We start from the raw sequence: 26,082 nt of genomic DNA on the forward strand, positions 1-26,082 counted from the left end.
CGTTACACGGGCAGACACAAGCCTGTGTATCGCAAGGCACATCATTGGATTGTCGCAAAGCGGGCGCTAGGTTTTTCTGCAATCTGATTGGAAAAATAAACATGGAAAACGATGGGTTTTATTCAACCCTGCTCCCAGATCCTGAATTTGCTGGTTTCAGCCGTGCCGACAGGTTCACGGCCTTGCCGGATGACTGGGTCGTCGGAGTTACGGACATCGTGAATTCGACCGGGCAGATTGCCGCCGGTCGTTACAAGGCGGTGAACATGGTCGGTGCGGCGGTCATTTCATCGATGATGAACGGTCTGAACGGACGAGCGTTCCCTTATGTCTTTGGCGGGGATGGGGCATCTTTTGCGGTGGCACCATCGGATCGCGAGACTGCCAATAGGATTTTAGCAACCTTGCGCCGCTGGGTTCCACAGGAATTCGAAATGGAGTTGCGCGCGGCCTTGGTTCCTGTTCACGACATTCGTGAGGCCGGGCATGACGTGCGTGTTGTGCGCTATGCGGCTTCTGAAGGCGTGGATTATGCCATGTTTTCCGGAGGAGGGGTGTCCTGGGCGGAACAGCAAATGAAATCTGGAATGATAGAAGTGGCCCCTGCTGCTGTGCTTACTTCCCCTGATTTGACCGGGTTGTCCTGCCGGTGGTCCAACATACCGGCCCAGCGAGATTTGATCCTCTCGTTGCTGGTCGAGCCAACTGGAAATGAGGCAGAGTTCGTTCGTGTCGCCGACCAGATTGTTCGTTTGGCAGAACAATTGGATCGCGGAGGGCATCCCGTGCCGCAGGAAGGACCAGGCCTGCAATACCCACCTCCCGGGTTCACGCTCGAGGCACATACGATGCAAACCCGGTGGCCATTGGCCCTGCGTAAGGTGGTTTTGGCGGGACGGACTTTTGTATCCTGGCTGATTTTTGCGCTGGGTATTCGCATGGGTTCCTTCGATCCCGCGCACTATCGTGCAGGGATCAGCCGCAACGCTGATTTTCGCAAATATGACGACGGGCTGAAGATGACCCTGGATTGTGATCATATCACGCGGGATCGATTGGTTGAGACACTGGAGCAGGCCCGACAGGACGGTGTGATCCGGTATGGGCTGCATGAACAGGATCAAGCGATGGTAACCTGCATCGTGCCCTCGGCCGTGCGCGAAGACCACGTGCATTTTGTGGATGGGTCCGCCGGCGGATATACCATGGCGGCGGCCCAGTTGAAATCCTGAGGACCTCGGCGATCAGCCCTGGTTGCGCAGCCGCCCGACGATCCCGGTCGGAAAGAAATAGACGCTGAGGATGAAGAGTACCCCCAACCACAACAGCCAGCGGTCCGCGCTGAGCAGTTCGGGTAGGATGGGAATACCCTCGACCAACCCTGATGCCGCGCCCATCAGGGTCTGCAAATAATTCTGGGCCAGCACAAACAGCGTTGCACCCAGTATGGCACCATACATGGTACCCATGCCGCCAATCACGACCATCAACAGGATGTCGATCATGATCTCCATCGACAGGGTTGTGTCCGGACCTACGTATCGCAGCCAAACAGCATAGAGCGATCCGGCCAGCGCCGCGATGGCTGCTGACAGGCAGGTCGCCGCCACCCGGTATTTAACCACGCGGTAGCCAATGGATTCCGCGCGAAAGTCATTTTCGCGGATGGCTTGCAACACGCGCCCAAACGGGGAATTCACCACCCGCAGCATGAACAGGAACAACACCAGCGTCCCAACAAAGACAAAATAATAGGCCAACAGCTTGCCGTTCAGTTTGACCCCGAACAGGGTGCCGTCAAATGTCTCCTTGCCGAATTTGAATGCTGGACCCAACGCGCGGGGGGTCTTGAAGGTCAGCCCATCCTCACCGCCGGTCAACCCTGAAAGCTGGCTGACCAGCACTGCTACGGCCGATGCCACTGCGAGCGTTATCATCGCAAAGAAAATGGCCCGAACGCGCAGCGAAAACAACCCGATGACCAGTGCCAGCAATGCGGCAATCATCGCGCCTGAGACCGCGCCAACGGCAATGGCATCAAACCCGCGCCCCATATGGGTCGAGGCCAAAGCCACCCCATAGGCACCGATGCCGAAGAACATGGTATGGGCAAAACTGACGATGCCGCCATAGCCCAGCAACAGGTCATAACTGGCCACCAGAACGATGAACACACAGATCCGTGCGGCGGTATCGACGGTACGCACGCCCGGAAACAGGAATGGAGCCAAGGCCAGGCAGACCAGGATGCCCAGAAGGACAAAGGACAAGATACGCGACCGGGGCAGGTCGCCAGACAGAACGGAGTGTATCATTTCGCCTTTACCACCGGAATCATGCCCATCGGGCGCCACATCAGGATTGCGACCATCAGGCCGATATTGGAGATCAACGCCGCTTTTGGCTCAAGGAACGCGACATAATTCTGCATCAAGCCCACCAGCAAGGCACCGATGAAGCAGCCCTCGACGCTGCCCAACCCGCCAATGATGACCACGATAAAGATCAGGATCATCGCCTGGTTGCCCATATGCGCAGTGATGACCTCCTGATACAGCCCCCACATCACCCCGCCCAGACCGGCCAGCGCGGAACCCGCAACAAAGACGCCGACAAACACCAGCCGCAGGTGATAGCCAAGCGCCTGCACCATCTCGCCGTTCTGTACGCCGGCGCGCACGATCAGCCCGATCTTGGTGCCTCGCAGCACCCAGCGCATTGTCAGAAACACCACCAGGCCGACAACCACGGCTACCAGCCGGAATTTCTCTAGCGCTGCACCGGCAAAGGTAATCGCGCCTTTCAGCGCCTCGGGGCGGGTGAAATAGATCTCTTCAGGCCCCCACAGCACGATCAGCAATTGTTCGACCACGATCAGCCCGCCCATAGTCACCAAAATCTGCTTGAGATGATGACCATAAACCGGTTCGACGATGACTTTTTCAAAGGCCCACCCCATGGCACCCGTGGCGACCATGGCACCAACCACCGCGATCAAAACTGCCAGAAGGTTCAGCATCAGCGACGGTGACTCGACCATATGGCCCATCATCAACATGACCGAAATACCGACAAAGGCTCCAACGGACACAAAGGCACCATGACCGAAATTGATCACATCCATCAGACCGAATACCAATGTCAGGCCCGAAGCCATGAGAAAGATCATCATCCCCATCGCCAACCCTGACACGGTCAACGTCAACCAGCTGGACGTATTGGGAATGGCCCAAAATCCCAGAACCACAAGGATCGGAACCAGCAGCATGGGGATGTAGGGGCCCAGCCGCTCTGCCAAACCGGCCTGTGCCATCTTGGGAGCATGTTCGGGGGCTGTCGTCATGACCGCACTCCTGTTTCTTTCTGGTCAAAAATACCTGAACTCGGATCGTGCCACATGTGCATCAGTGGGTCTCCATGCTCAGGCCCATCAGCCGTTCCTGCAACTCTGCATCGCTTCCCAATTGGGCCATGCCCCCTGACCAGACCATCCGTCCGTCGTCCATCACATTGGCGCTGTCGCCCAGGGCGCGTGCCACTGCAAAATTCTGTTCGACCAACAAGATGGAAGCGCCCCGATCCTTCAGGTCCTTCAAGGCGCGCGCCATGGTGGAAATGATTGCGGGTGCCAGTCCCTTGGTTGGTTCGTCAATTAGATACAGCTGGCGTTCTTCGACCATGGCGCGGGCAATGGACAACATCTGTTTCTGCCCACCAGACAGGTTTCCGGCTTCGGACTTCCAAAAGGTCTTGAGCGGAGGAAAGGCGGTGAAAATCCAATCCAGCCGTGCAGAATTGATAGGCCCGCCAACTGCGGCCAGTACCATGTTCTCTTCGACGGTAAGGTCCGAGAAGATGCCCATATCTTCGGGTACAAACCCTATTCCCATCCGGGCAATTGTCGGGGTTGGCGTTGAGGTGATGTCTTCGCCGTTGAACATCACCCGCCCCTGATGGGCCCGCCAATGGCCAATGATGGTGCGCAGGGTCGTGGTCTTGCCCACGCCATTGCGCCCAAGCAGCATGGTCACAGCACCGCGTGGCACCTCCAGATCGACACCTTGCAGAATGTGATACTGGGCGATGTTCGTGAACACACCTTCGAGTTTCAGGATCGGATCAGACATCTTCCAGGATCCCTTCCAACCCGCGGCCCATATAGGCCTCTTGGACCACATCGGATGCCATGACCTCAGCAGGAGCACCATCGGCGGCCAGCGCTCCGTTATGAAGCACGATGATCCGGTCGGCCAGCGTGCGGATCACGTCCATCTTGTGTTCCACCAGCAAAACCGTGCGGTCGCTTTGATCCTTGAGCTCGGCAATCAGGTCCAGCACCACGGGGGCTTCATCCACGCTCATTCCTGCCGTGGGTTCGTCAAACATGAACACCGCCGGATCCAGTGCAATCAACAACGCCACTTCCAATTTGCGTTGATCCCCGTGGCTCAGCTCAGATACGATCTGATCCCGGCTGTCGATCATGCGCACACGTTTCAGGATGGCTTCGGCGGCATCGGTCAGTTCGGCGTGGCGACTGGCCATGGAAAACAGGTTGAACCCCTGTCCAGCCTTGGACTGCACGACCAGACGTATGTTTTCTAGAACCGATAGATTTGGGAAGAGGCTGGTCAATTGGAACGCCCGTCCGATCCCGGCGCGGGTGCGTTGAGATACGGATTGACCGCTGATGTTCTGGCCGCGCAGCTCGACCCGCCCCGATGAGGCGGGGATCTGCCCGGAGATCAGGTTGAAATAGGTGGTTTTGCCTGCGCCATTGGGGCCGACAATGGCGGTCAGTTGGCCAGGGTGAAAGTCACAGGTCACGGCATCAACCGCGACATGACCGCCGAACCGAACCGTAAGGTCCGTGGTGCTGAGAAGGGGAGAAGTCATTTGAAACTCTTGCTCGGGTCCATCTACGAGGACCGGCATCGCCATGCTGGCCCAGAGCAAATTGAACGCTGGGCCAGCAGGAAAAGCAATTACTGGTTACGAATGGGGATTGGCATTTCGTCGATCGTCAGTTCACGAACCAGTTCCGGGATTGCCCATTCCACATCGTCATCCACGCGGATTTTGAAGTGGTACATGGTCTGCATCGCCTGATGGTCTTCGGGGCGGAACTGCATGGTGCCCTTGGGGGTTTCCCACTCCATGCCTTCCATCGCGGTGATCAACGCCTCGGTGTCGGTGCTACCAGCCTTCTTGATCGCTTCGACTGCGGCGATACCTGCGGCCATGCCCCCGGCGGTAAAGAAATCAGGCGGCGTGCCGAAACGGTCAAAATGTTCCTTGACCAACCAGTCGTTCACCGGATTGTCGGGCAGTTCATAGTAATAATAGGTGGCCCCGACCATTCCGGGGAATTCCTTGTAGGATTTCAGCGCCGCCAGGATATTGCCAACCCCGGCAAATTCGATGCCGAACCGACCCGGATCCATGGCATTGATCTTGCTCAGCGGGTTGCCGCCACCGGCCCAGATCACGAACAGCTTCTTGGTGCCGTCCAGATCCTTCATGGCGTTGAATATCCGTTCCGCCGGCGCGGTGAAATCGGTGGTGTCGGTGGGGGCGTATTCTTCGTGCACCAGGCTGATGCCCTTGGTTGCCAAAGCTTCGCGGAAAGCGGCGATGCCGTCGCGGCCAAAGGCATAGTCCTGCGCCAGCGTTGCGATATGCACGTTGTCACCGGCCAGAGCAATCGCGCTGGCCACTGCGTCCTGGGATGAGTTGCGTGAGGTGCGGAAGATGTAGCGGTTCCAGTTGGCACCGGTGATGCTGTCGGCCACAGCCGGTTCTACCAACAGAATCTTTTCATATTCTTCGGCCACCGGCAGCATCGCCAGCGCCACGCCTGAGCTGACCGGGCCGATGGCCAGGTCGACTTCGTCGTCGCCATAGGCCTCTTCCAACAGCGCCTTGCCGTTTTCGGGTTTCAGTTGGGTGTCCTTTTCGATCATGATGATTTTTTCACCATTGATCTCCATGGTCCCGCCCGTTGCATATTCCAGCCCCAACATCAGCCCATCATGGGATTGTTTGGCATAGGCTTCGAATGGGCCGGTCTTGCCATAGATATGGGCGATCTTGATGTCGGCTGTGGCAGCCGAGGCCAGCGCCAGAGCCGACACCATGCTTGCAGCAATTAGACGTTTCACAATGTGTTCTCCCTGATGGTGCGCCTGCCGTCCTGACCTGATGGTTCCGGATCAGGCACTGGGCGCACTCTCCCTTTGATTGTTTCAAGGTACCGGCGCGAGGGTGAAACGGTCAATTATGCGTAAATACGTATGCCCGCGCCCGGTGCTATTTACCTTTCCAATAGGTTGCGAGGTTGCGCGCTGTGCGGGCCAGGATCAGTACATCGATGCCGACGGCCAGGAACTGGGCACCCATGTCGAAATACGTCTGGGTGGCCTCTTCGGTGACCCCCAGAATGCCTGGGGCCTTACCAGCAGCTGCAATCCGTTCGATCGCGTCGGCGATGACGTCGCGCACCTCGGGGGCAGCTGCGTTGCCGGCGTATCCCATGTCGGTGCACAGATCGGCAGGGCCGATAAAGACTCCATCCACGCCTTCGACGGCCAGAATATCGTCGAGCGCGTCGATCCCGGCGCGGTTCTCCACTTGGACCAGCAGGCAAATTTCATCATCGGCGGTCTGAATGTATTCGCTGACAGAGCCGAACATGGTGGCGCGCGCGGCTGTCGCGCCGACGCCTCGGGTCCCCAACGGAGGATAGGTACAGGCGCGGACCATTTCGCGGGCCTGATCGGCGGTTTCAACCATCGGTACCAAAACTGTCTGGGCACCAGCATCCAGAACCTGTTTGATCATCCATGTTTCACCAATAGGTACCCGTACGACCGTGTGTGATGGGCTTGCCTGGAGCGCCATCACCTGGTCCCGGATGGACCGGATATCGTTAGGGGCATGTTCTCCGTCAATCACCAGCCAGTCGAACCCGGCGGTGCCCATGATTTCGGCAATGCTGGCTTCGGCAAAACTCATCCAGCAGCCGATCTGGCGGTCGCCATCGGCCAGGGCCTGTTTGAAGGTGTTTGTGGGGGCGGGCATGGGCGAACCTTTCAGGCGAAGGAAATGTTGACGGCTCCGAAGTCGCCGAAGTCGGCAGAAATTTCGGACCCCGGAGGGCATTCAATTGGGCGGATGAAGGATCCTGACAGCACGATATCCCCGGCGTCGATCTGTTGTCCATATTCGGCCATGCGCCGGGCCAACCACAGGACCGAAGTCACCGGGTCGTTCAGCACACCGGCACCCAACCCGGTTTCTTCGACTACTCCGTCGCGGGACACGATGGCCCCTGTCCAACGCAGGTCTCGGTCCCCAATTCCATGTCTTTGCTTGCCCAGAACCACACCGGCATTGGCTGCATTGTCGCTGATCGTATCGGTCACAACGCGGGCCTTTCCGGTTTCGGGATCTGCACGCAAAATGCGGGTATCAAGGATTTCCAGCGAAGGAGCCACATAGTCAGTCGCTTTGACTACATCGTCACGGGTACAGTTGGCCCCGGCCAGCGGTGCCCGCATGACAAAGGCGATTTCGGCCTCTATTCGGGGTTGGATGAAGCGACCCGCAGGTACAATGCTGTCGTTGTCAAACGCCATGTCGTCCAGCAGGACACCGCTGTCAGGCGTGTCGATCTTGAGCGCATCCTGCATGGCGCGGCTGGTCAGGCCAATCTTCCAGCCGATTTTGTGGCGTCCTGATGCCAATTTGAGAGCGATCAACTGGTTTTGTACGGCATAGGCATCATCCAGCGTCATTCCCGGGTATTGCAGCGAAAGCAGTCCGCATTGCTGCCCTGACTGATCGGCGCGAAACAGGGTTTCTGCGGCCTGGACATGTTGTTCGGGGGTCATGCTGTCCCCTCTTCAAATTCATCCGCGACGGTGTTGACCAGTTTGCCGATGCCTTCGGCCTCGACTTCGATCACGTCACCGGGTTTCAGAAATTTCGGCGGATCGAACCGCGCTCCGGCACCAGTGGGTGTGCCTGTGATGATCACATCGCCCGGTACCAGCGTGGTAAAGGTCGAAATATATTCGATCTGCCGTTTGATCGGGAACAACATGCGGCTGGTGCGATCATCCTGCCGCAGTTCGCCGTTGACCTTGGTTGTCAGACGCACGTCATCCAGCTGGGCAGCGGCGGTAAACGGCACCAACCAGGGGCCGATGGCCCCCGAGTTGTCCCAGTTTTTACCTTGGGTCACGTTGAATTTGGCATGACGCACCCAATCACGCAGTGTGCCTTCGTTACAGACGGAAATGGCGGCGATATGGTCATAGGCCCGATCCTGTGGGATGCGGCGCCCACCTTTGCCGATGACAATGGCAATCTCGCCTTCGTAATCCAGCTGGGGGGTTTCCGGCGGGCGGATCAGCGGTTGCCCCGCGCCTGTGAACGAACGGGGAAACCGGATGAAAAGGGACATGTTGGGCGGGGCGTCCTGCCCATCCTTGTATTCGGCGTTGCGGTCCGGAAAGTTCACACCAACACAGATGATCTTTTCCGGATTGGGGATCGGGATCTGATAATCAAACGTGCCGTTTGGATGGGTGACAGGTTTGTCCTGTGCGGCAACGGCCAGATCATGCAGGGCCCCTGCTTCGATGACATCTCGCAAGGTTGCCCATTGGGGGAAATCAGGTGAAAGGGCGATCATGCCCGCGTCAGAGACAGCGCCATAAAACGATGTGTCGTTGGATGTGTAGGACGCAATACGCATCAGCTCAGCCTTTCTGCGATTTCGGTGATGACGTCATGGGCCATCATGACGTCCTGTTCGGTGGTGTCGAATTGGCCGCATTGAAAGCGGATTGCCAGTTTGCCGTCGACGCGGGTTTGGGTCAGATAAATCCGACCGTCATTGTTGATGGCGTTGACCAACCGTAGATTCAACGCGTCCAGATCAACGTCTTTACGGATCAGGCGGAACGACCACAGCGACCACATCGGCGAAGTGACGATCTCGAACCCCTGCGTGGCGGCCAATTTGTCGTGCAGCTTGCGCGACCATGCCACGTGGTTTCGGATCCGTTCACGCAGCCCATCGAGCCCATAGGCACGGATCAGGAACCACAGTTTCAGTGCACGGAACCTACGGCCCAGCGGCACAGACCATTCGGAATAATTGATGATACCGTCCTGTCCATGAGTTTTCAGGTATTCGGGGCTGATCGCCAGCGTGCGGGTCAGATCTTCGGGACAGCGGACAAAATGGACAGAGCCGTCGAATTGGCCTCCGATCCATTTGTAGGGATTGAAGACGATAGAGTCCGCCTGTTCGACCCCGGCCCACATCGGGCGGAATTCAGGACAGACCATAGCGTTGCCGGCCCAGGCGGCATCGACGTGCAGATACAATCCCTCGTCCTGGGCCACCTGCGCCACGGCGGCGATGTCATCTGTGGCCCCCACGCCGGTGCCGCCGACACAGGCAATGATCCCTGCCGGTTGCAGCCCGGCGGCGCGATCGGCCTGAATGGCCTGACGCAGGGCCTCGGTATCCATGGCGCGGTTTGGCCCCTGGATCGGAATGCGCACCAGATTGTCTTCGCCAATACCGGCAATCCAGATGGCGCGGTCGATTGAGGTATGCACTTCGTTCGAGGCATAGACCCGGACGGCGGAATGCGCGCTCAGCCCTTTGGTATTGCCCTGCCAGTTCAGGGCGCGTTCGCGCATGGTCAACACCGCGGCCAAAGTGGCCCCGCTGGCGCTGTCCTGAATGACACCGGAAAACGCATCCGGTAGCCCCATGCCCTGACGTAGCCAGTCCAGCACCCTTGTTTCCATTTCGGTCGCGGCCGGAGATGTCTGCCACAACATGCATTGCGCGGTCAGCGTGGCGACGAGATATTCGGCCAACACTGACGGTGGCGTCGCATTGGTGGGGAAATACGCAAAGAACCTGGGGTGCTGCCAATGGGTCATGCCCGGCATCACGATGTCCTCAAAATCCTGAAAGATGTCTTCCATGGCTTCGGGGGCATCCGGCGGGTTGACCGGCAGTGCGTTCAGAATATCTCCTGGTTGGGTCTGCGCACGGACTGGGCGTTCGCCAATTGTCTGGTGATATTCCTGCGCCCAATCCGAAACCTTGTGGCCCCATCCGGCAAATTCATCCCATTTCATCTGTGTTCTCTCCGGTTCCGAATAGGTTTATGTGGTCAGGGTGCGATGATCGGCTGGGCCTTGAGGTCGCTGACCATTGGCGTGGCACCTTCAAAGGTCGAGCCTTCTTCGAACCAGCTGCGAGGGGCCGGTGCGCCCCACAGGGTCTGGCGCTGCGGATCGGTGAGCGACCAGCGGATCGCCTCCAGATCCGGGTCAACAGTCTGATAGTCTGAACAATAGATCTCAATCCGGTGGCCATCCGGGTCCAGCACATACAGGAAAAACGCGTTTGAAATTCCGTGCCGTCCAGGGCCGCGTTCGATATTGGCGACATAGCCGGTGGTCGACATCAGATCGAGCAGATCAATGATGTTCAGCGGTGTTGGCACCCAGAACGCAGTGTGGTGCAGGCGGGGGCCGAGACCATTGGTAAAGGCCACATCGTGCACACCGCCCTTGCGGTGCATCCAGGCGGCCCAGACCCGGCCGCTTTCGTCATCTTCGGTGTATTCCGTGACCCGAAAACCGATGTCGTTATAGAAGGCAACCGATGCATCAACGTTGGCAGAGAACATGTTGAAGTGATCAATTCGCAGGGGTTTGACCCCGTTGTAAAGCTTGTACTTTTGGTGAATCGGCTCCAACCGGTCCATTGTGACATAGAATTCCAGCGGGATGCCCCAAGGGTCTCGGGTGCGCAAGACACGGCCCAGATGCGGGCGTTTGACCCATTCGACCGGCAGGTCGCGGCTGGCAAAAAACTCGGCAGCCTTGTCCAGATCCGGTTCGTCATACAATTTGAACCCCAGCACGCCTACTTCGGCCGTATCAGCCTGTACCAGAACAATACAATGATGCCCGCGTTCTTCCATCGCACGCAAATAGATGCGGTGGTCGTCTTCCTGAGTGACCTGAAGGCCTAGAATGTCGACGTAAAAGGCACGTGAGGCAGCCAGATCAGTGACGCGGTATTCCACATGGGACAGGCGAACGATGTTGAATGGCGGGTAGAGGTTTGGCGCGGGGACTGGCATGCGTGTTCTTTCCTTGGATCAACGGGTTATGGCTGTGGTGCCCATGAGGATTGGATCAGTTGCACCGACATAGAGATAATCGGACTGGTAGATTCCCAGACGGGCGCACATCGCCTGTGATGACGGGTTGTCGGCCTTGACGCCGCTGGAAAACCCGCGAGCACCAAATTGGTTGGCGAGGATCTGAATGGTCTTGGCACCAACCCAGCAGGCCAGGCGCTGGCCGCGCCAATCTGCATGGGTGGCGAGCATCCCCCAAAAGGCTTCGTCGTGACGGGTGCTGGTTGGGTGATACGACATGTAGCCGCCGCCCGAGGCAACGACCTGGCCGTCGCCGGTTTTGACAAAAAGCATGACACCTTTGGGCCCCTGTCCCCGCATGACCGACCCGGACGGTGGCAAAACACCGGCGTCGACCGACATTTGGCAGATGTCATGGATCGTCTGATCAGGCGTGTCAGCTGTGACAGCGCATAGCTGCAAACCTGTCGGGGGGCTGAATGCTTCCAGAAATGCGATGCTGGATGTCAGCGCAGAGCCGCGGCCCCAATATTGCTCCCACACCACTGGGGCCAGCCGGGCATCCGAATAGGCCTGGGTATAGGCGTCACGGTGCGATCTGTTGGTGAACTGGGCACTGGCATAGCCCTGAAGGCGGCACAGGTCGATGACCCGATCCGCGATCTGTGCCCGGGATTCATCCGGACAGCCGACATAGGACACAGTCCGCCCCTGAAACGTGAAACTGGGGTTGTGCCCCACCAACCTGTACAGGGCCCGTGCCCGACGCACGACGGCAATTTGTTCAGGTGTCCCATACAGGATGTCATCTGTTGAAGTCTCAGCGATCACGGGCGGGCTTCCTTTGGGGTCTCTGCTTGCACAGATTAAGGGCGCAGGGTTTCAAGTCACGGGAAAGATCACATTGGTCTGGCCTGTGCCCGAACTGGGGAAATAGTCGGTGACGACTTCGCATTTGCCATCGTACGCGTCCCATCCGAGCGCCCCATACAGCATGGCAGTGTCATGCATGGATCCTTCTCCGCAGCAGAATTCAGCATATTCGCCAAGCATCTTGAGGAAGGTGGCGTGATCGCCATTTTGCCACAGCTCCAGCACCCGCAGATCCATCTGGTGATTGAATTCGCTGCTGATGGTAAAGGTGCCGTTGTTGGCGGCGTAATCCTTGTTCGCCCAGATCTTGTGAGAGAGCGACCCGGATGCCACCAGAAGGACTTTGCTGTCGCTGGCCTCGACCGCCTCTCGGATGGCCTGGCCGACCAGGCGGCTTTCCTGGTGATCATGTACGGTGGCCCAGGCGGCGACCGAGACAACTTTCATTGAATGCTGACGCGACATGAACCGCATGGGAACCAGGGTGCCGTATTCAAGTTCCAAACTGTCCAGATGATGCGCCAGAGTGTAGGCACCCTTGTCAGATGCAATCTGGGCGATCGCGTCGCCCAGGTCCGGGTTGCCCGCATATTCATAGGGCATATCCTGAATGAACTGCGGGAATTCGTTCGAGGTGAACAGCCCTTTGAACCGATGGTTGGCGTTGATGTGAAATCCTGCGTTGATCACCCAATGGGTGTCACAGATCACCACTGTGTCGGCCTCCAGCTGCTTGGCTCGCCGTGCAATTTCGTAATGGCCATCTATGGCAGGCTGGCGTTTGCCCTTCACGGGGCCGTCCTGTTCGGACATCAACATGGTTGGCACATGGGTGCATTTGGCGGCGAGAACGATTTCTCCCATTGGTTCCTCCAGTTGGTTGGGGTGAGGGGCCAGCCCCTCACACTCCCCGGGATATTTACGGCCAGATGAAAGGGATCGGGGCGATCAGGCCCCCAGACGTGGGATGGTGTGTTGCCCCAGGGCAAAGCCGATGTGTTTCTGTTCCATGTAAAAATCGAACGACCAATCTCCGCCATCGCGTCCGATGCCGCTGGCTTTGACGCCGCCAAACGGGGTGGGCAGGTGGCGCACGTTTTCACTGTTTACCCAGATCATCCCGGCCTCGAGGCGATCGGTGACCCGCAGGGCGCGGGACAGGTCATTGGTCCAGACATAGGCAGTGAGGCCATATTGAGTGTCATTGGCCATTTGCAAGGCGTGGTCTTCGTCAGAAAAGCGGATGGCGGTCAGGACCGGGCCAAAGATTTCTTCCTGGGCGATGGTCATGTCGTTGGTGGCGTTGGTGAACAGGGTGGGGCGGACGAACCACCCCTGATCGCCAACCCGTTCGCCCCCGGCGGCGACGGTGGCACCGTTTTCGCGGGCAATATCGAAATAGGAGGTCACCTTGTCGAAATGCACCTTGTGGATCAGCGGGCCGACTTCGGTTTGCGGATCCAGCGGGTGGCCGACGCGGATGTTGTTGACCCGTTCGATCAACTTGGCTTCGAATGTATCTGCGATGCTGTCCTGTACCAACAGGCGTGACGAAGAGGTGCAGCGTTCGCCGTTCAGCGAATAGATCATGAAGATCGCCGCATCCAATGCGCGGTCCAGGTCGGCATCATCAAACACCACCACCGGATTCTTGCCGCCGAGTTCGAAATGTACGCGTTTCAGAGTGTCGGCACCCTGTTTCATGATCATTGATCCGGTGCTGGATTCCCCGACAAAGGCAATGGCCTTGATGTCCGGATGTTCCGTCAGTCGTTTTCCGGCTTCTTCGCCAAATCCGTTCACAAGGTTCCAGACGCCTGCCGGCAGGCCGGCTTCATGGGCGATTTCGGCCAGTATGCGCGCGGTCAGGGGGCTGAATTCTGCGGGTTTGTGCACGACGGTGCAGCCGGCTGCCAGTGCCGGGGCAATCTTCCACGTCGACAACATGAAGGGCGTATTCCACGGGGTGATCACCCCCACGGGGCCGATCGGCACGCGGGTGGTCACATTCATCAGGGTAGGTGACTGCAGTTGCTGGCCATCCCGCGCGGCGGTGACCTTGTCGGCAAAGAAGCGGAAATTTTCGGCACCGCGCAGCGCAGCTTTGGACATGAAGCGCAGGGCTTGTCCCGTGTCCCAACATTCGCACATAGCGATTTCTTCAGCGCGTTCCACAATCAGGTCTGCAATCCGGTGCAGGATCTTCTTGCGCTCGAGCGCAGGCATATCACGCCAGACAGGAAAGGCATCGCGCGCAGCCCTGGCTGCGGCATCGATGTCATCGTTGTTGCCGCGTGCGACCTGGCAGATCAGGCTTTCATCTACGGGCGAGGCGTTTTCGAAGGATGCCCCGGAAAGGGCTGGTTGGCTGGTGCCATTAATCAGGTTCAGGATTCCATCGGTGCGGAACCGTTCCAGATAAGCGGAGAGTTTGTCGATATTGGCGGGCAGGGCAGTCATTGAGAGGTGCCTTTCTTGAGATGGTCGCGGATGGAGCCGGTCTTGGGGGACAGCTCGGCGTCGATGTCGCGCATCTCAAAGGACAGCGCGATGGAATGGGTTTGCATGGTCGGCGTCAGAAAGGTTTTCGCCGCGGCAAAGATCTGGGCGCTGGCGCGTTTGCGGGTCTCTAGATCGCGCCCGGCACGCAGCCTTACTGAAATATCGATGTAGCCGTGATCCGAGTTGCCGTCGGCGATCGACACGTGATCAGCCCGAAAGGCGCGCACCCGGATGCCGGCCAGCGGAAATACACCGGTTTCGATCATTGCGTTGCGCAGGGTATCGCAGAGCGCGGGCATGTCGATCCGGTCCTCCATGTTGGCGGAATAGTCGATGCTGAGGTGGGGCATGAGAATCTCCGGCTTGATATATCGTTAACATGTGTAGCAGTTTGAAATCAACTTGTCAAACTCGGAAAAAATACCGCTGCCGATTGCCTTTGCGAGCGAGGGGGGTGATAATTGCGTATGAACACACGACTGCCTTCAACGTCCCGATCTTTGCCGATCGCTTTGCTGCGCGCGCGCGAGCAGGTGATGGGACCCATACGCGCGATGTTGAGCGAATCCGATGTGACCGAACAACAGTGGCGGGTCCTGCGGGTTTTGGAGGAAGACGGGCCGATGGAGCCGACGCGCATTGCCGAACTGGCGTGTTTGTTGTTGCCTAGCCTGACCCGTATCCTTCAGAAGCTGGAAGAAAAGCAGTTGATCAGCCGCGAGCGCGACACCGTGGATCGCCGCAAACAGGTGGTTCGGATTTCAGAAGCCGGATCGGCACTGATTGCGACAAATCTGGAGGCCAGCGTCGCGCTGATGGACAACGTCCGTCACCGTATGGGGCAGGACCGATATGAGGCGTTGTTGGATCTGTTGAACGAGTTGGACCAAATCGGCGACTCGGACGTGTAAAGTAGATGATTGGCGATGTTTCGGATGCGGTTCCTGGCGCAGGTCGATAGGTTGATGACGCGAACGGCGTAGAACGTTGTGTGTTCCAGATAACGCTTGAAAACACCTGATATTGGAGGGTGAAATTGCGTTATCTAACTGTTTTTGTGACGAAATCAACGACGATCCCGATTGCAGAGGCTTGGTTCCCCTGGTCGTGACTGTTCGCAACATACTGTGAAATAGTCGCAAACAGGGCAGTCCGTGACCGAAATCGCCCTGTGATTTCTCCCGGTTCTCTCCAACTCTGGTGGAGAATTGAGAGAGGACACCATGCGGTATTCCGGTCTGAAAGTGATCAAGGAGGCCCTGACGGGCCACAAGGGATGGCGCCCGGCCTGGCGCGATCCGGAACCCAAAAAAAGCTATGATGTGATCATCATTGGTGGCGGTGGCCACGGGTTGGCTACGGCCTATTACCTATCAAAGGTCCATGGCATCACCAATGTCGCGGTGATCGAAAAGGGGTATATCGGCGGCGGCAACGTCGGTCGGAACACCACGATTATCCGCTCGAACTATTTGCTGGATGGCAACGAGCCTTTTTACGAGCTGTCGCTGAAGCTATGGGAAGGGTTGGAGCAGGACTTCAACTATAACGCCATGGTCAGCCAGCGCGGTATTTTGAACCTGGTGCATACGGATGCACAACGGGACGCGGCGCGGCGGCGCGGAAATGCGATGATTCTGAACGGATCGGACGCCGAGCTGCTGGACGCCAACGGTGTAAGGTCGATGTATCCGTTCCTGAATTTCGACAATGCACGGTTCCCGATCAAGGGCGGTCTGCTGCACCGTCGCGGTGGCACGGTGCGCCACGATGCGGTGGCCTGGGGTTATGCCCGTGGCGCCGACATGCGTGGCGTCGATATCATTCAGAACTGCGAAGTTACGGGCTTCAAGATCGAGAACGGCAAATGTCTCGGCGTGGAAACCTCCAAAGGGTTCATTGGCGCCAAGAAAGTGGCCTCTTGTGTCGCGGGATCTTCCAGCCGGGTGATGGCGCAGGCAGGAATGCGCCTGCCAATCGAAACCCACGTTTTGCAGGCCTTTGTTTCAGAGGGTCTGAAGCCGTTGATCGACGGGGTCATCACCTTTGGCGCAGGTCATTTTTATTGTAGCCAGTCAGACAAAGGCGGTTTGGTGTTCGGCGGTGACCTGGACATGTACAATTCTTATGCTCAACGCGGCAACCTGCCGGTGGTCGAAGATGTCGTCGAAGGCGGCATGGCGCTGATCCCGGCGCTGGGCCGGGTGCGGTTGCTACGCTCGTGGGGCGGCGTCATGGACATGTCGATGGATGGGTCTCCCTTTATCGACAAGACCCATATCGACGGGCTCTATTTCAACGGTGGGTGGTGTTATGGCGGGTTCAAGGCGACCCCGGCGTCAGGTTGGTGCTATGCGCATCTTTTGGCGACCGACACCCCGCACGAAGTGGCAACGGCTTACCGACTCGACCGGTTCCGTTCGGGCCGCATGATTGACGAAAAGGGCGTTGGCCCTAATCCGAACCTGCACTGAAGGAGGGATAACAGATGATCATCAACCATCCGATCCTGGGCCCCCGCGATGCACAGGAATTCACCTATCTGGGCGACGCCAGCCTGATCGACCGGCCCGATTGGCAGGCCGATGACGCGGCGGACCAGTTCCATGACTATGTCTATCTGCGTGACAACCCGGCGGGCATCCACCGCGAATTGTGGTTCCATGAACAGGGCGACCGGTCCTGGCTGGTGGTGACGCGCAATACGCTGACCCACGAGATTTCCAAAGTCGAATTGGCCCGTGATGTGGCCCGCGCACGGGGGCGGAGCAAATGACCCAATCCAATCGTTTGTCTGGTGGTCTGATCGACCGCAGCAAGGTGATGAATTTCACCTTTGATGGCAAGAAATTCCAGGGCTTCGAGGGCGACACATTGTCGTCGGCCCTGTTGGCCAACAACGTGCGCCTGATGGGGCGGTCGTTCAAATATCACCGTCCGCGTGGCCCGCTGACTTCGGGGTCCGAAGAACCCAACGCTTTGGTTGAGTTGCGCAATGGCGGACGGCAGGAGCCGAACACCCGTGCCACCGTGGCCGAGCTGTATGACGGGATGGAAGCCAATTCGCAGAACCGCTGGCCGTCTCTGGAACGCGACTTCATGTCGATCAACGACCGGTTCTCGAATTTTCTGACCGCAGGGTTTTATTACAAGACCTTCATGTGGCCCGCCGCTTTTTGGGAGCGCGTGTACGAGCCGATTATCCGCAAGGCCGCCGGCCTGGGGTCGGTCAGTCGCGAAGACGACCCGGATAGCTATGACAAGGGATTCCTGCATTGCGATCTCTTGATCATCGGTGCAGGCCCATCCGGTCTGGCTGCGGCATTGACTGCTGGTCGGACAGGCGCGCAGGTGATTCTGGCCGAGGAAGATTTTATCCTAGGGGGGCGTCTGAATGCTGAAACCCAGGGTCTGGGCGACATGTCCGGGGCCGAATGGGTCGCCAGCGCGCAGGCCGAGCTGGCCGGATTGGACAATGTTCGGATCATGCCGCGGACCACGATTGTGGGGGCGTATGATCATGGGGTCTATAGTGCGCTGGAAAAAGTATCCGACCACGTGATCGCACCAGAAACCGGCAAAGCCCGTCAGATCCTGTGGCGAATCTATAGCAAACGCGCGATCCTGAGCGCCGGTGCCACCGAACGCCCGATTGCGTTCGAAAACAACGACCGTCCTGGCATCATGCTGGCCGGTGCTGTGCGTGCTTATGCCAATCGCTGGGCGGCTGCGCCTGGGGAATACGCGGCTGTCTTTACCAATAATGACGACGGCCACCGCACCGCGGTCGACCTGATGGCCAAAGGGGTCAAGATCACGGCCGTGATCGATACCCGCGCCGATGCGCCGTCGATTTCCGGGGCCGAAGTTTTGGCCGGGGCACAAGTGATCGATACCAAAGGGCGTCTGGGGCTGGAATGGGCCACGGTTCGTCTGGCCAATGGCACGACCCGAGATGTGCGTTGTGATGTGTTGGCGGTGTCGGGCGGTTGGAATCCCAACGTGCATCTGACCTGCCACCAGCGCGGCAAACCGGCGTGGCGTGAAGACATCGCGGCCTTTATTCCGGCAGGCGACATCCCCACAGGTATGAGCGTCGTTGGCGCGGCCAATGGTGATTTCTCCACCGCATCCGCGTTGAAAACTGGTGCCGATGGCGCTGTCACTGCGCTGTCGGATCTGGGGATTGCGGCCACCGCTGCCGATCTGCCCCAGGCAGAAGACGCCCCGATCAATGTGACGCCCTTCTGGTTCGTCAAGGAAGGCAAAGGCCGGGCCTGGTTGGATCAGCAGAACGACGTCACTGTCAAGGACGTCAAACTGGCGCATCAGGAGAACTTCAAATCGGTCGAACACCTCAAGCGGTACACCACGCTGGGGATGGCGACCGACCAGGGCAAGACATCGAACATGGGTGGTCTGGCGATCATGGCCGAACTGGCAGGGAAACAGATCCCCGAGGTTGGCACCACCATTTTCCGCCCACCCTATACACCAGTGTCGTTCGGTGCCTTGGCTGGTCGCGCGGTCGGTGCGGATTTCCGTCCGACCCGTAAGACACCCAGCCACAAATGGGCGCTCGAGAATGGTGCGACATTCGTCGAGGTCGGCATGTGGTTGCGCGCCCAGTGGTTCACCAAACCCGGTGAAACCCATTGGCGCCAGTCGGTAGACCGCGAAGTTATGCAAACCCGGAAATCGGTCGGCATCTGCGACGTAACCACGTTGGGCAAGATCGACGTACAAGGCAAAGACGCTGCTGAATTCCTGAACAAGATCTACGCCAATGCGTTCGGCAAACTGGCCGTGGGCAAGGTCCGGTATGGTCTGATGCTGCGCGAAGACGGCATTGCCTATGACGATGGCACCGCCGCACGGTTCGCCGAGGATCATTTTGTGGTGACCACGACAACGGCCAATGCGGTTGTGGTCTATCGCAACATGGAATTCGCGCGCCAGTGTCTGTACCCGGACATGGATGTTCAATTGATTTCCACGACCGAGGCCTGGGCCCAGTTTGCCGTGGCCGGCCCCAATGCGCGCAAGTTGCTGCAAAAGGTGGTGGACCAGGACCACGATCTGTCCAACGAAGGGTTCCCCTTTATGGCCTGTGGCGAGGTCACGGTCTGTGGCGGTCTGCGGGCGCGCCTGTTCCGGATCTCCTTCTCGGGTGAATTGGCCTATGAGATCGCGGTTCCGACCCGTTATGGCAACGCCATGATGGAGAAGCTGATGGAAGCGGGCGAGGAATTCGACGCGGTTCCATACGGAACCGAAGCGTTGGGTGTCATGCGGATCGAAAAGGGCCACGCAGCAGGAAACGAGCTGAATGGCACCACATCGGCGCTGAACCTTGGTATGGGTCGTATGGTCAGCAAGAAAAAAGACTGTATCGGCAATACCCTGAGCGAACGCGAAGGTATGAATCAAGAAGGCGCGTTGATGTTGGTGGGCTTCAAACCGGTCAACAGCACCGACAAGGTATTGGCGGGGGCGCATCTGATGAACGCCACAGGCGAGGTCAACGCAAAGACCGACCAAGGCTATATCACTTCGGCAGCGCATTCTCCGATCCTGGGGTCATCGATCGGCATCGGGTTCCTGAAAAACGGTGGAGAGCGCAAGGGTGAAGTCATTCGCGCGGTAAACCCGCTGGAAGGCAAGGACATCCAGGTCGAAGTCGTCAGCGCGCATTTTGTGGATCCGGAAGGGGAGCGTCTTCGTGGGTAATTCAGGGCATACATTGAAACCAATCACGCCGCTGGGGGGCGCTGAGCCGAAGGTTGACGCCTTTCCCGGGTTGATCATCACCGAACGTGTCGATCGGGCGCTGGCTTCACTGGCCGGGCGTCAGGGGCAGGAGGCTGCAGCAGCCTCTGCCGCGCAGGGTCTGTTGGGCATGGCGTTGCCCGAGGCAGCACGCTGGAGCATGGCAGGCGATTATATGGCCTGGTGGATGGGGCCGGATCTGTGGATGGTCGATGCTCCCCATGACAGCCATGAAAATCTGGCTGGCATGATCAAAGGTGTAACCGGCGATGCCGCTTCGGTGGTTGAACAGACCGATGGCTGGTGCCGGTTCGACGTGGATGGAAGCCGAGCGGTCGAAGTGTTCGAACGTTTGTGCAACGCCAATCTACGGGACGCAGAAACCGGCGCAGCGACCCGCGCGTCGATGGAGCATCTGGGCGTGTTTGTTCTGTGTCTCGACGCAGGCAAGACATTTGCCGTCATTGGGCCGCGATCATCTGCCGGGTCACTACATCACGCGTTGGTGGCTATGGCGAAATCGGTGATCTGATAATCCAGGCACACCATGTTGAAACCCCGCCAGATCATTCCGGCGGGGTTTTTCGTTTCAGCGTCATGATTGCACTGTAAAGGCTTCGGCTGCGCCCGACGTGGCCCATGCCCGGCATCGATCGACAAAACCGCTGACCACGCGGCGGGGGTTTGACTTGTTGTACCCGACGGCTACCGTCAATGGCGTGCCCGCGTCGCTGATCGGGCGGGCGTCCAATGTATCCCCTGCATAGCTGACATGGGTGGCCGGGCGCATGTGCAGGACCGCATACCCCATCCCGGCCCCAACCAGCGAGCGCACCATTTCTGTTGTGTTGGCCTGAATGACGGTTTTGGGTTGGCGCCCCAGGGTGGCAAACAGATGGCGGTAATAGTCGGTGACCATCGGACGATTTAATGCCACCATTGCCAGGGCAGACAGATCAGACAGGCTGACTGTGGTTTGGGCACATAATGGATGACCCGCAGGCAGCAACGCATACGCGGGTGGATGCAGCAGCGGTTCAAATTCGATGTGGGGGTGGGTGCCATCCGGCACAAACAGGATCGCATCGAACCGCCCTTCGATCAGGCCGGATTGGGCGGCGTCATTGTCGCATTCTGTCAGGATCAGCGACACGTCGCCGGCGGGTGGTACCAATCCCGACAGAATGCTGGGCAGAAACGCGGGCGCAACAGGCGCATAATACCCCAACCGCAAAGTCCCGCCGAGCCCCTGTTTCAAATCCCGACCTTCGGCCAGAACAGCGTCATATTCTTCCAGAAGATGGGTGAATTTATGCAGCATTTCACGGCCCGCGCGGGTGGGTTCAATCCCACGGGCCCGGTGCCGGGTCACCAGTTGCAGCTGAAAATGTGCTTCGATCTGGTCCAGTGCTGCGGCCACGGCCGAGGGGGCCACATGCAGGGTCTCAGCCGCGCGGGAAATATTGCCATGTGTCAGCGCAGTCGCGAAATAGCGCATGGCCTTAAGTGTGATCTGCATCCATACCTCTGAAAATCAGATAAAGTTCATCATCATTTTCCGTTTTTCAAATGATAGCTGTTGGGTCACCTTTTGGGAAACACCAAAAGGACATCGCAATGAGCAATGCAGAATTGAAAGGGTGGAACCATCTGCCCGATGTGCCGATCCAGACTTCGCCCTTGATGCAATGGCCACCGCGCCCCATTGCGGCGATTAAATGGTGGCTGGGCGGCTGGTTTCTGATCTCGGAAAAGCTGATCATTGTCGGGATTGCGTTTGTCTGTTGGACCTGGTTCCAACCGCCCCTGGAACAAACCGCGACGCTGTCGTGGGAGTGGATCCTGCCGATGTACCTGCGAAATATGGTGCTGATGGCCAGCGTCGCTGGTGCGTTGCATCTGTTCTTTTACACATTCACGGCACAGGGCAAGCGGCTGAAATATGACCCGCGCCCGTTGATGAAGAATGGCCGCCAATTCACGCTGGGCGGGCAGATCCGGGACAATATGTTCTGGACGCTGGGGAGCGGTGTGTTTTTCTGGACTGCGTATGAGGTGTTGTTGTTCTGGGCCATGGGGAATGGGTATGCGCCGGTTCTGTTGTGGGCTGACAACCCGATCTGGTTTATCGCGCTGTTCTGGCTGATCCCGATCTGGGAGAGCTTTTGGTTCTACTGGATTCACCGGCTGTTGCATGTGCCGTTTCTGTACAAACACGTGCACGCCCTGCATCACCGCAATATCAATGTTGGCCCCTGGTCGGGCATGTCCATGCATCCGGTCGAACATTTGATCTTTCTGGGCTCGTCCCTGATCCATTTCATTGTGCCGTCCAGCCCGGTGCACATTCTGTTCCATTTGCAGTTCAATTCGCTGACCGCGGCTACCACGCATACTGGCTTCGAAGGGCTGCTGATCAAGGATCAGAACCGACTACGGCTGGGGACATTCCACCATCAGATGCACCACCGGTATTTCGAGTGTAACTATGGGTCTCTCGAAGCGCCCTGGGACAAGGCGTTTGGGTCTTTCCATGACGGTACTGTCGAGGATGACGAGAAGATCAAGATCCGTCGCAAACGGATTGGGAACGGGTGATGCCCAGTTCTATGCTTTGGGCCTTGCGAGTTTGCGCATAAGAGACAGGTCGCACTGCGTAGCATGGCCCATGGCGCGTTTGATCCCAGGGAGCATCGCGGCTCCGTTCATGGCAAAAGACAGCTCGATCAGGCCAGCTTCGCCATATGCCCGGACCACCGCCGCGCGGGCGTCCGGGTCGTCCTGACGCTCGGCGGTGATGGCGGTGGCCAGACGCAGAACTGCGCACAGGTTGTCGGACAAAGCGGCCTCATCTGAACCAAGCACCGCGTCGATTGTTGAATGCGGCACGTCGGCTGCCACCGCAAGATTGATCTCGGCCTCGACACATGTCCCACAATCTGCGGCTAGGGCCCCGCAAAGTCGGGCTGTGTGATAGGCGTCAGGTGGCACGTTCCGGTTCGGATCGAGAAATCCGAAAATGCGGTTATAGCGCATGAGCAGGGAGAACTTAGTTTGCGCAATCTGGTGAACGTAGTCTAGAGAAACACCGATCCGGCGTTCGCTGCTGCGGATCAAATAGGTAGCAATTGCGGTCAGCACATTCGGCTCCACTTTAAACGAATACATCAATGAGATGAATGTATCTTTGGGAGCCAGAGCCTCCCAGCCGATATGCGGCGGATCCGCCGGGTTTGCGTCAGCTCAGACTGACGGGATCGGCCGGTTGTCCTGCACCCGGAACAGGTTCACGTTCCGGCGTTCCTCTTGCGGGGTGACGCCGAAGCTGTCGCGGTAATGCTGGGAAAGGGTCGACGACGTGGCATAGCCCACTGCATTCGCAATCGACGTGATCGAGTCGCGGGAATACATGACCAATTGGCGCGCTGCGTTCATGCGAAGGGTCCGGTAATACAGTGCCGGGCTTTGCCCGGTGGCGGATTTGAAGCTGCGTTCCAGTTGGCGCGGAGAGACCCCGATTTCACTGGCGATATCGCGGATAGACACCGGGTGCTCCAGATTGTCGGCGAAGATTTCGACTGCCTTGGCCACCGGGGGCGGCAGGCTGTCGGCGGTGCTGTCGGTCTTGAACGCGGGGATCTTTTGGCGAACCCCTTCGGCCCGAACCAGCGGGTGCTGAAACCAACAGGCGACTTCGGTCATCACCGCGTCGCCCATCGTCTGTTCGATCAACTTCAGCGACAGATCGAACATCGCAGCCGCGCCGCTAGCAGTGAACCGGCGCCGGTCCAGAACGATCACGTCGTCCACAGTTTCCAGTGACGGGAATTCCGCCTGAAACGCGGCCTTGTAACACCAATGGACGGAACAGGTGTGTCCTTCGATCAGCCCGGAGCGGGCCAAAGGAAACAACCCGCCCGAAGCAGACCCCATGATCACCCCGTGGCGGGCCAGGTGACGCAGCTTGCCGTTGGACGCCTTGGGGTCGCTGAATTTGCCCTGCGGGCTGGACATCAGGAACAGGACATTCAGGTCTTCGACCTCTTCCAGGGAACAGTCCGGTTGAAAGATAACATTGGCCGAAGCGTTCACTCCGCGCCCATCTTCGGACACCAATTTCCAGCGAAAGACATCCTTGCCCGCGATTTCATTCGCGGCCCGCAGCGGTTCGATCGCCGACGTCAGGCAGGCCATGGGAAAGCCCGGAAAGAGGAGAAAGCCCAGTGTCATGGTGTCATGGTGTTTCATGCGCGCAGTGTATCGCGCCTTGTCCCGGTAGCACAACGGCTAGAAACATAAGGTGGTGCGCACCGCAGGGACAGTGCGCACCACATCGGTCAATTCTGGAGATAGGATTCCAGCGAGTCGTCCAGCGCGTCTTTCCATGGTGTATGGTGCACAGGGGCAAGGGTGCCGGTAATGACCGATGTGTAGCTGTTGTTGCGGAAGGCCATGATGTCTTCGGCCTTGTGGCCCTTCCATTCAAAGAACGCCTGGCAGGCGCCGTCGATGTCAAAGCTGGGATAGTCGGTTTCCGCGACCAGTTCCTTGACGTATTCGGCCTGATATTTGATCGCGTATTTCACATCATCGGATGCTTCTTCGCGCTCTTCGCGTTCTTTGACGTCTGCCAGCAGGGCGTCTTTGCTGGCTGGAACGTCCAGCTTGCCCATGATTGCGTCACGAACCCACCAGGCCTGCGCGTCGAACATGTTAAACGTGAACCACTGATCCTGCATGCCCAGATAGAACATCTTGGGGTTATGGGCATAGACCACGCCTTTATACAGGTCTGCAGCCGCCAGACGGTTGGCGGTTTTCAGGCGCAGATCATCGGGCAGGAAGTTAAAGTAGTGCTTGTATCCGGTGCACAGAATAATCGAGTCGATCTGCTTTTCGGTGCCGTCGGTGAAAAAGGCGGTGTTTCCGTCGACCTTGATCAGGGCGGGCTTTTCTTCCCAGTTGTCTGGCCATTTGAACCCCATAGGGGCCGAGCGGTAGCAGCTGGTGATCGATTTCGCGCCGTATTTCCAGCACTGTGATCCGATGTCTTCGGCTGAATAGGACGACCCCATGACCAGGATGTCCTTGCCCGCAAATTCGCGTGCGTCGCGGAAATCATGGGCGTGCAGAACGCGACCGTTAAAGGTGTCAAACCCTTCGTAGAATGGCACATTCGGGGTCGAAAAGTGGCCCGATGCACAGATTACGTGGTCGAAGTCTTCTTTGTACGTGCTGTCCGTGGCGTGATCATGCACGGTAATGGTGAAATTGCCGGCGTCTTCGTTGTATTCAACCCAGCGAATGGCACTGTTGAACCGGATCCAATCGCGAACATTGGCCTTTTTTACACGACCTTCGATGTAATCCATCAATACGGCGCGAGGCGGGTAGGACGCGATCTGCTTGCCGAAATGTTCTTCGAATGAATAATCGGCGAATTCCAACCCTTCCTTGGGGCCGTTGGACCACAGATAGCGATACATCGAACAGTGGACAGGTTCACCGTTTTCATCCAGGCCGGTGCGCCAAGTGTAGTTCCACAGGCCGCCCCAATCATCTTGCTTTTCAAAGCAGACAATCTCTGGAATCTCTTCGCCATTTTGGGCTGCAGATTGGAACGCACGCAGCTGTGCCAGGCCAGATGGGCCAGCACCGATGATGGCAACACGTAGTTTGGACATTGTCTTCTCCCTATTGGTATGGACCAATATTTTAGTTTGGTTCCTTT

Annotated in this window: 25 protein-coding genes; 7 read left to right on the forward strand and 18 right to left on the reverse strand. The window is 58.1% G+C overall.

The genetic code is table 11. The features are described from left to right. Positions 1 to 101: 101 nt before the first annotated feature. The gene (locus K3727_03155; protein UWQ91819.1) at positions 102 to 1,232 is read left to right on the forward strand and encodes a DUF3095 domain-containing protein; all 1,131 of its coding nucleotides are present in this window, start codon (positions 102 to 104) and stop codon (positions 1,230 to 1,232) included. A gap of 12 nt (positions 1,233 to 1,244) precedes the next feature. Here K3727_03155 and K3727_03160 read toward each other — a convergent pair whose 3' ends face one another. The 14 genes from K3727_03160 to K3727_03225 form a co-directional block, all read right to left on the reverse strand. Continuing rightward, the gene (locus K3727_03160; protein ID UWQ91820.1) at positions 1,245 to 2,315 is read right to left on the reverse strand and encodes a branched-chain amino acid ABC transporter permease; all 1,071 of its coding nucleotides are present in this window, start codon (positions 2,313 to 2,315) and stop codon (positions 1,245 to 1,247) included. Beyond that, a complete protein-coding gene (locus K3727_03165; GenBank protein ID UWQ91821.1) occupies positions 2,312 to 3,343 on the reverse strand; it encodes a branched-chain amino acid ABC transporter permease in 1,032 nt (343 codons plus the stop codon). Before K3727_03165 ends, K3727_03160 begins: the two co-directional genes overlap by 4 nt. A 61-nt stretch (positions 3,344 to 3,404) precedes the next feature. Beyond that, positions 3,405 to 4,127, reverse strand: coding sequence for an ABC transporter ATP-binding protein (locus K3727_03170; GenBank protein UWQ91822.1), 723 nt, complete (start codon positions 4,125 to 4,127; stop codon positions 3,405 to 3,407). Beyond that, positions 4,120 to 4,896 (reverse strand): ABC transporter ATP-binding protein, encoded by a 777-nt coding sequence (locus tag K3727_03175; GenBank protein UWQ91823.1) that lies wholly within the window; start codon positions 4,894 to 4,896, stop codon positions 4,120 to 4,122. Before K3727_03175 ends, K3727_03170 begins: the two co-directional genes overlap by 8 nt. Positions 4,897 to 4,985: 89 nt before the next feature. Continuing rightward, positions 4,986 to 6,161 carry a substrate-binding domain-containing protein gene (locus K3727_03180; protein ID UWQ91824.1) on the reverse strand — a complete coding sequence of 392 codons (1,176 nt, stop codon included), beginning with the start codon at positions 6,159 to 6,161 and terminating at the stop codon, positions 4,986 to 4,988. Between the two features lie 148 nt (positions 6,162 to 6,309). Beyond that, the gene (locus tag K3727_03185; GenBank protein ID UWQ91825.1) at positions 6,310 to 7,080 is read right to left on the reverse strand and encodes an HpcH/HpaI aldolase/citrate lyase family protein; all 771 of its coding nucleotides are present in this window, start codon (positions 7,078 to 7,080) and stop codon (positions 6,310 to 6,312) included. An 11-nt stretch (positions 7,081 to 7,091) separates the two neighbouring features. After that, positions 7,092 to 7,892, reverse strand: a complete 801-nt coding sequence (hpaH, locus tag K3727_03190) for a 2-oxo-hepta-3-ene-1,7-dioic acid hydratase (protein UWQ91826.1) — start codon at positions 7,890 to 7,892, stop codon at positions 7,092 to 7,094. Next, entirely contained in the window at positions 7,889 to 8,761 is an 873-nt protein-coding gene (locus tag K3727_03195) for a fumarylacetoacetate hydrolase family protein (GenBank protein ID UWQ91827.1), read from the reverse strand. The genes hpaH and K3727_03195 overlap by 4 nt, the downstream gene beginning before the upstream one ends. Beyond that, positions 8,761 to 10,170, reverse strand: coding sequence for an aspartate aminotransferase family protein (locus K3727_03200; protein UWQ91828.1), 1,410 nt, complete (start codon positions 10,168 to 10,170; stop codon positions 8,761 to 8,763). Before K3727_03200 ends, K3727_03195 begins: the two co-directional genes overlap by 1 nt. A gap of 35 nt (positions 10,171 to 10,205) precedes the next feature. Then, positions 10,206 to 11,186 carry a 3,4-dihydroxyphenylacetate 2,3-dioxygenase gene (gene hpaD, locus K3727_03205; GenBank protein ID UWQ91829.1) on the reverse strand — a complete coding sequence of 327 codons (981 nt, stop codon included), beginning with the start codon at positions 11,184 to 11,186 and terminating at the stop codon, positions 10,206 to 10,208. A gap of 18 nt (positions 11,187 to 11,204) precedes the next feature. Beyond that, positions 11,205 to 12,038: a GNAT family N-acetyltransferase gene (locus K3727_03210; GenBank protein ID UWQ91830.1), complete on the reverse strand. Its 834-nt coding sequence runs from the start codon at positions 12,036 to 12,038 to the stop codon at positions 11,205 to 11,207. A gap of 51 nt (positions 12,039 to 12,089) precedes the next feature. Beyond that, positions 12,090 to 12,944 carry a 3,4-dihydroxyphenylacetate 2,3-dioxygenase gene (gene hpaD, locus K3727_03215; GenBank protein UWQ91831.1) on the reverse strand — a complete coding sequence of 285 codons (855 nt, stop codon included), beginning with the start codon at positions 12,942 to 12,944 and terminating at the stop codon, positions 12,090 to 12,092. 84 nt (positions 12,945 to 13,028) lie between these two features. Further along, entirely contained in the window at positions 13,029 to 14,540 is a 1,512-nt protein-coding gene (hpaE, locus tag K3727_03220) for a 5-carboxymethyl-2-hydroxymuconate semialdehyde dehydrogenase (GenBank protein ID UWQ91832.1), read from the reverse strand. Beyond that, positions 14,537 to 14,932: a 5-carboxymethyl-2-hydroxymuconate Delta-isomerase gene (locus tag K3727_03225; protein ID UWQ91833.1), complete on the reverse strand. Its 396-nt coding sequence runs from the start codon at positions 14,930 to 14,932 to the stop codon at positions 14,537 to 14,539. The genes hpaE and K3727_03225 overlap by 4 nt, the downstream gene beginning before the upstream one ends. Before the next feature lie 117 nt (positions 14,933 to 15,049). Between K3727_03225 and hpaR the strand changes: the two genes are divergently transcribed. From hpaR to K3727_03250, 5 genes are all read left to right on the forward strand, one after another. Continuing rightward, entirely contained in the window at positions 15,050 to 15,493 is a 444-nt protein-coding gene (hpaR, locus tag K3727_03230) for a homoprotocatechuate degradation operon regulator HpaR (protein ID UWQ93255.1), read from the forward strand. Positions 15,494 to 15,805: 312 nt separating this feature from the next. Next, positions 15,806 to 17,056 carry a sarcosine oxidase subunit beta family protein gene (locus K3727_03235; GenBank protein ID UWQ91834.1) on the forward strand — a complete coding sequence of 417 codons (1,251 nt, stop codon included), beginning with the start codon at positions 15,806 to 15,808 and terminating at the stop codon, positions 17,054 to 17,056. A 14-nt stretch (positions 17,057 to 17,070) separates the two neighbouring features. Beyond that, positions 17,071 to 17,358: a sarcosine oxidase subunit delta gene (locus K3727_03240; GenBank protein ID UWQ91835.1), complete on the forward strand. Its 288-nt coding sequence runs from the start codon at positions 17,071 to 17,073 to the stop codon at positions 17,356 to 17,358. After that, the gene (locus K3727_03245; GenBank protein ID UWQ91836.1) at positions 17,355 to 20,312 is read left to right on the forward strand and encodes a sarcosine oxidase subunit alpha family protein; all 2,958 of its coding nucleotides are present in this window, start codon (positions 17,355 to 17,357) and stop codon (positions 20,310 to 20,312) included. Before K3727_03240 ends, K3727_03245 begins: the two co-directional genes overlap by 4 nt. Then, on the forward strand, positions 20,305 to 20,883 hold the full coding sequence (locus tag K3727_03250; GenBank protein UWQ91837.1) for a sarcosine oxidase, gamma subunit: 579 nt from the start codon (positions 20,305 to 20,307) through the stop codon (positions 20,881 to 20,883). The genes K3727_03245 and K3727_03250 overlap by 8 nt, the downstream gene beginning before the upstream one ends. A 63-nt stretch (positions 20,884 to 20,946) precedes the next feature. On the opposite strand, the gene K3727_03255 is transcribed toward K3727_03250, so the two are convergent. After that, positions 20,947 to 21,870 (reverse strand): LysR family transcriptional regulator, encoded by a 924-nt coding sequence (locus tag K3727_03255; protein ID UWQ91838.1) that lies wholly within the window; start codon positions 21,868 to 21,870, stop codon positions 20,947 to 20,949. Between the two features lie 98 nt (positions 21,871 to 21,968). On the opposite strand from K3727_03255, the gene K3727_03260 reads away from it, so the two are divergent. After that, positions 21,969 to 22,949 carry a sterol desaturase family protein gene (locus tag K3727_03260; protein UWQ91839.1) on the forward strand — a complete coding sequence of 327 codons (981 nt, stop codon included), beginning with the start codon at positions 21,969 to 21,971 and terminating at the stop codon, positions 22,947 to 22,949. 9 nt (positions 22,950 to 22,958) lie between these two features. On the opposite strand, the gene K3727_03265 is transcribed toward K3727_03260, so the two are convergent. From K3727_03265 to K3727_03275, 3 genes are all read right to left on the reverse strand, one after another. Beyond that, positions 22,959 to 23,492, reverse strand: coding sequence for a hypothetical protein (locus K3727_03265; protein ID UWQ93256.1), 534 nt, complete (start codon positions 23,490 to 23,492; stop codon positions 22,959 to 22,961). A 102-nt stretch (positions 23,493 to 23,594) separates the two neighbouring features. Continuing rightward, on the reverse strand, positions 23,595 to 24,599 hold the full coding sequence (locus tag K3727_03270; GenBank protein ID UWQ91840.1) for a GlxA family transcriptional regulator: 1,005 nt from the start codon (positions 24,597 to 24,599) through the stop codon (positions 23,595 to 23,597). Between the two features lie 89 nt (positions 24,600 to 24,688). Next, the gene (locus K3727_03275) at positions 24,689 to 26,035 is read right to left on the reverse strand and encodes an NAD(P)/FAD-dependent oxidoreductase (protein UWQ91841.1); all 1,347 of its coding nucleotides are present in this window, start codon (positions 26,033 to 26,035) and stop codon (positions 24,689 to 24,691) included. Positions 26,036 to 26,082: the final 47 nt, after the last annotated feature.

Source organism: Rhodobacteraceae bacterium M382 (assembly GCA_025141015.1).
GTDB lineage: Bacteria > Pseudomonadota > Alphaproteobacteria > Rhodobacterales > Rhodobacteraceae > Aliisedimentitalea > Aliisedimentitalea scapharcae.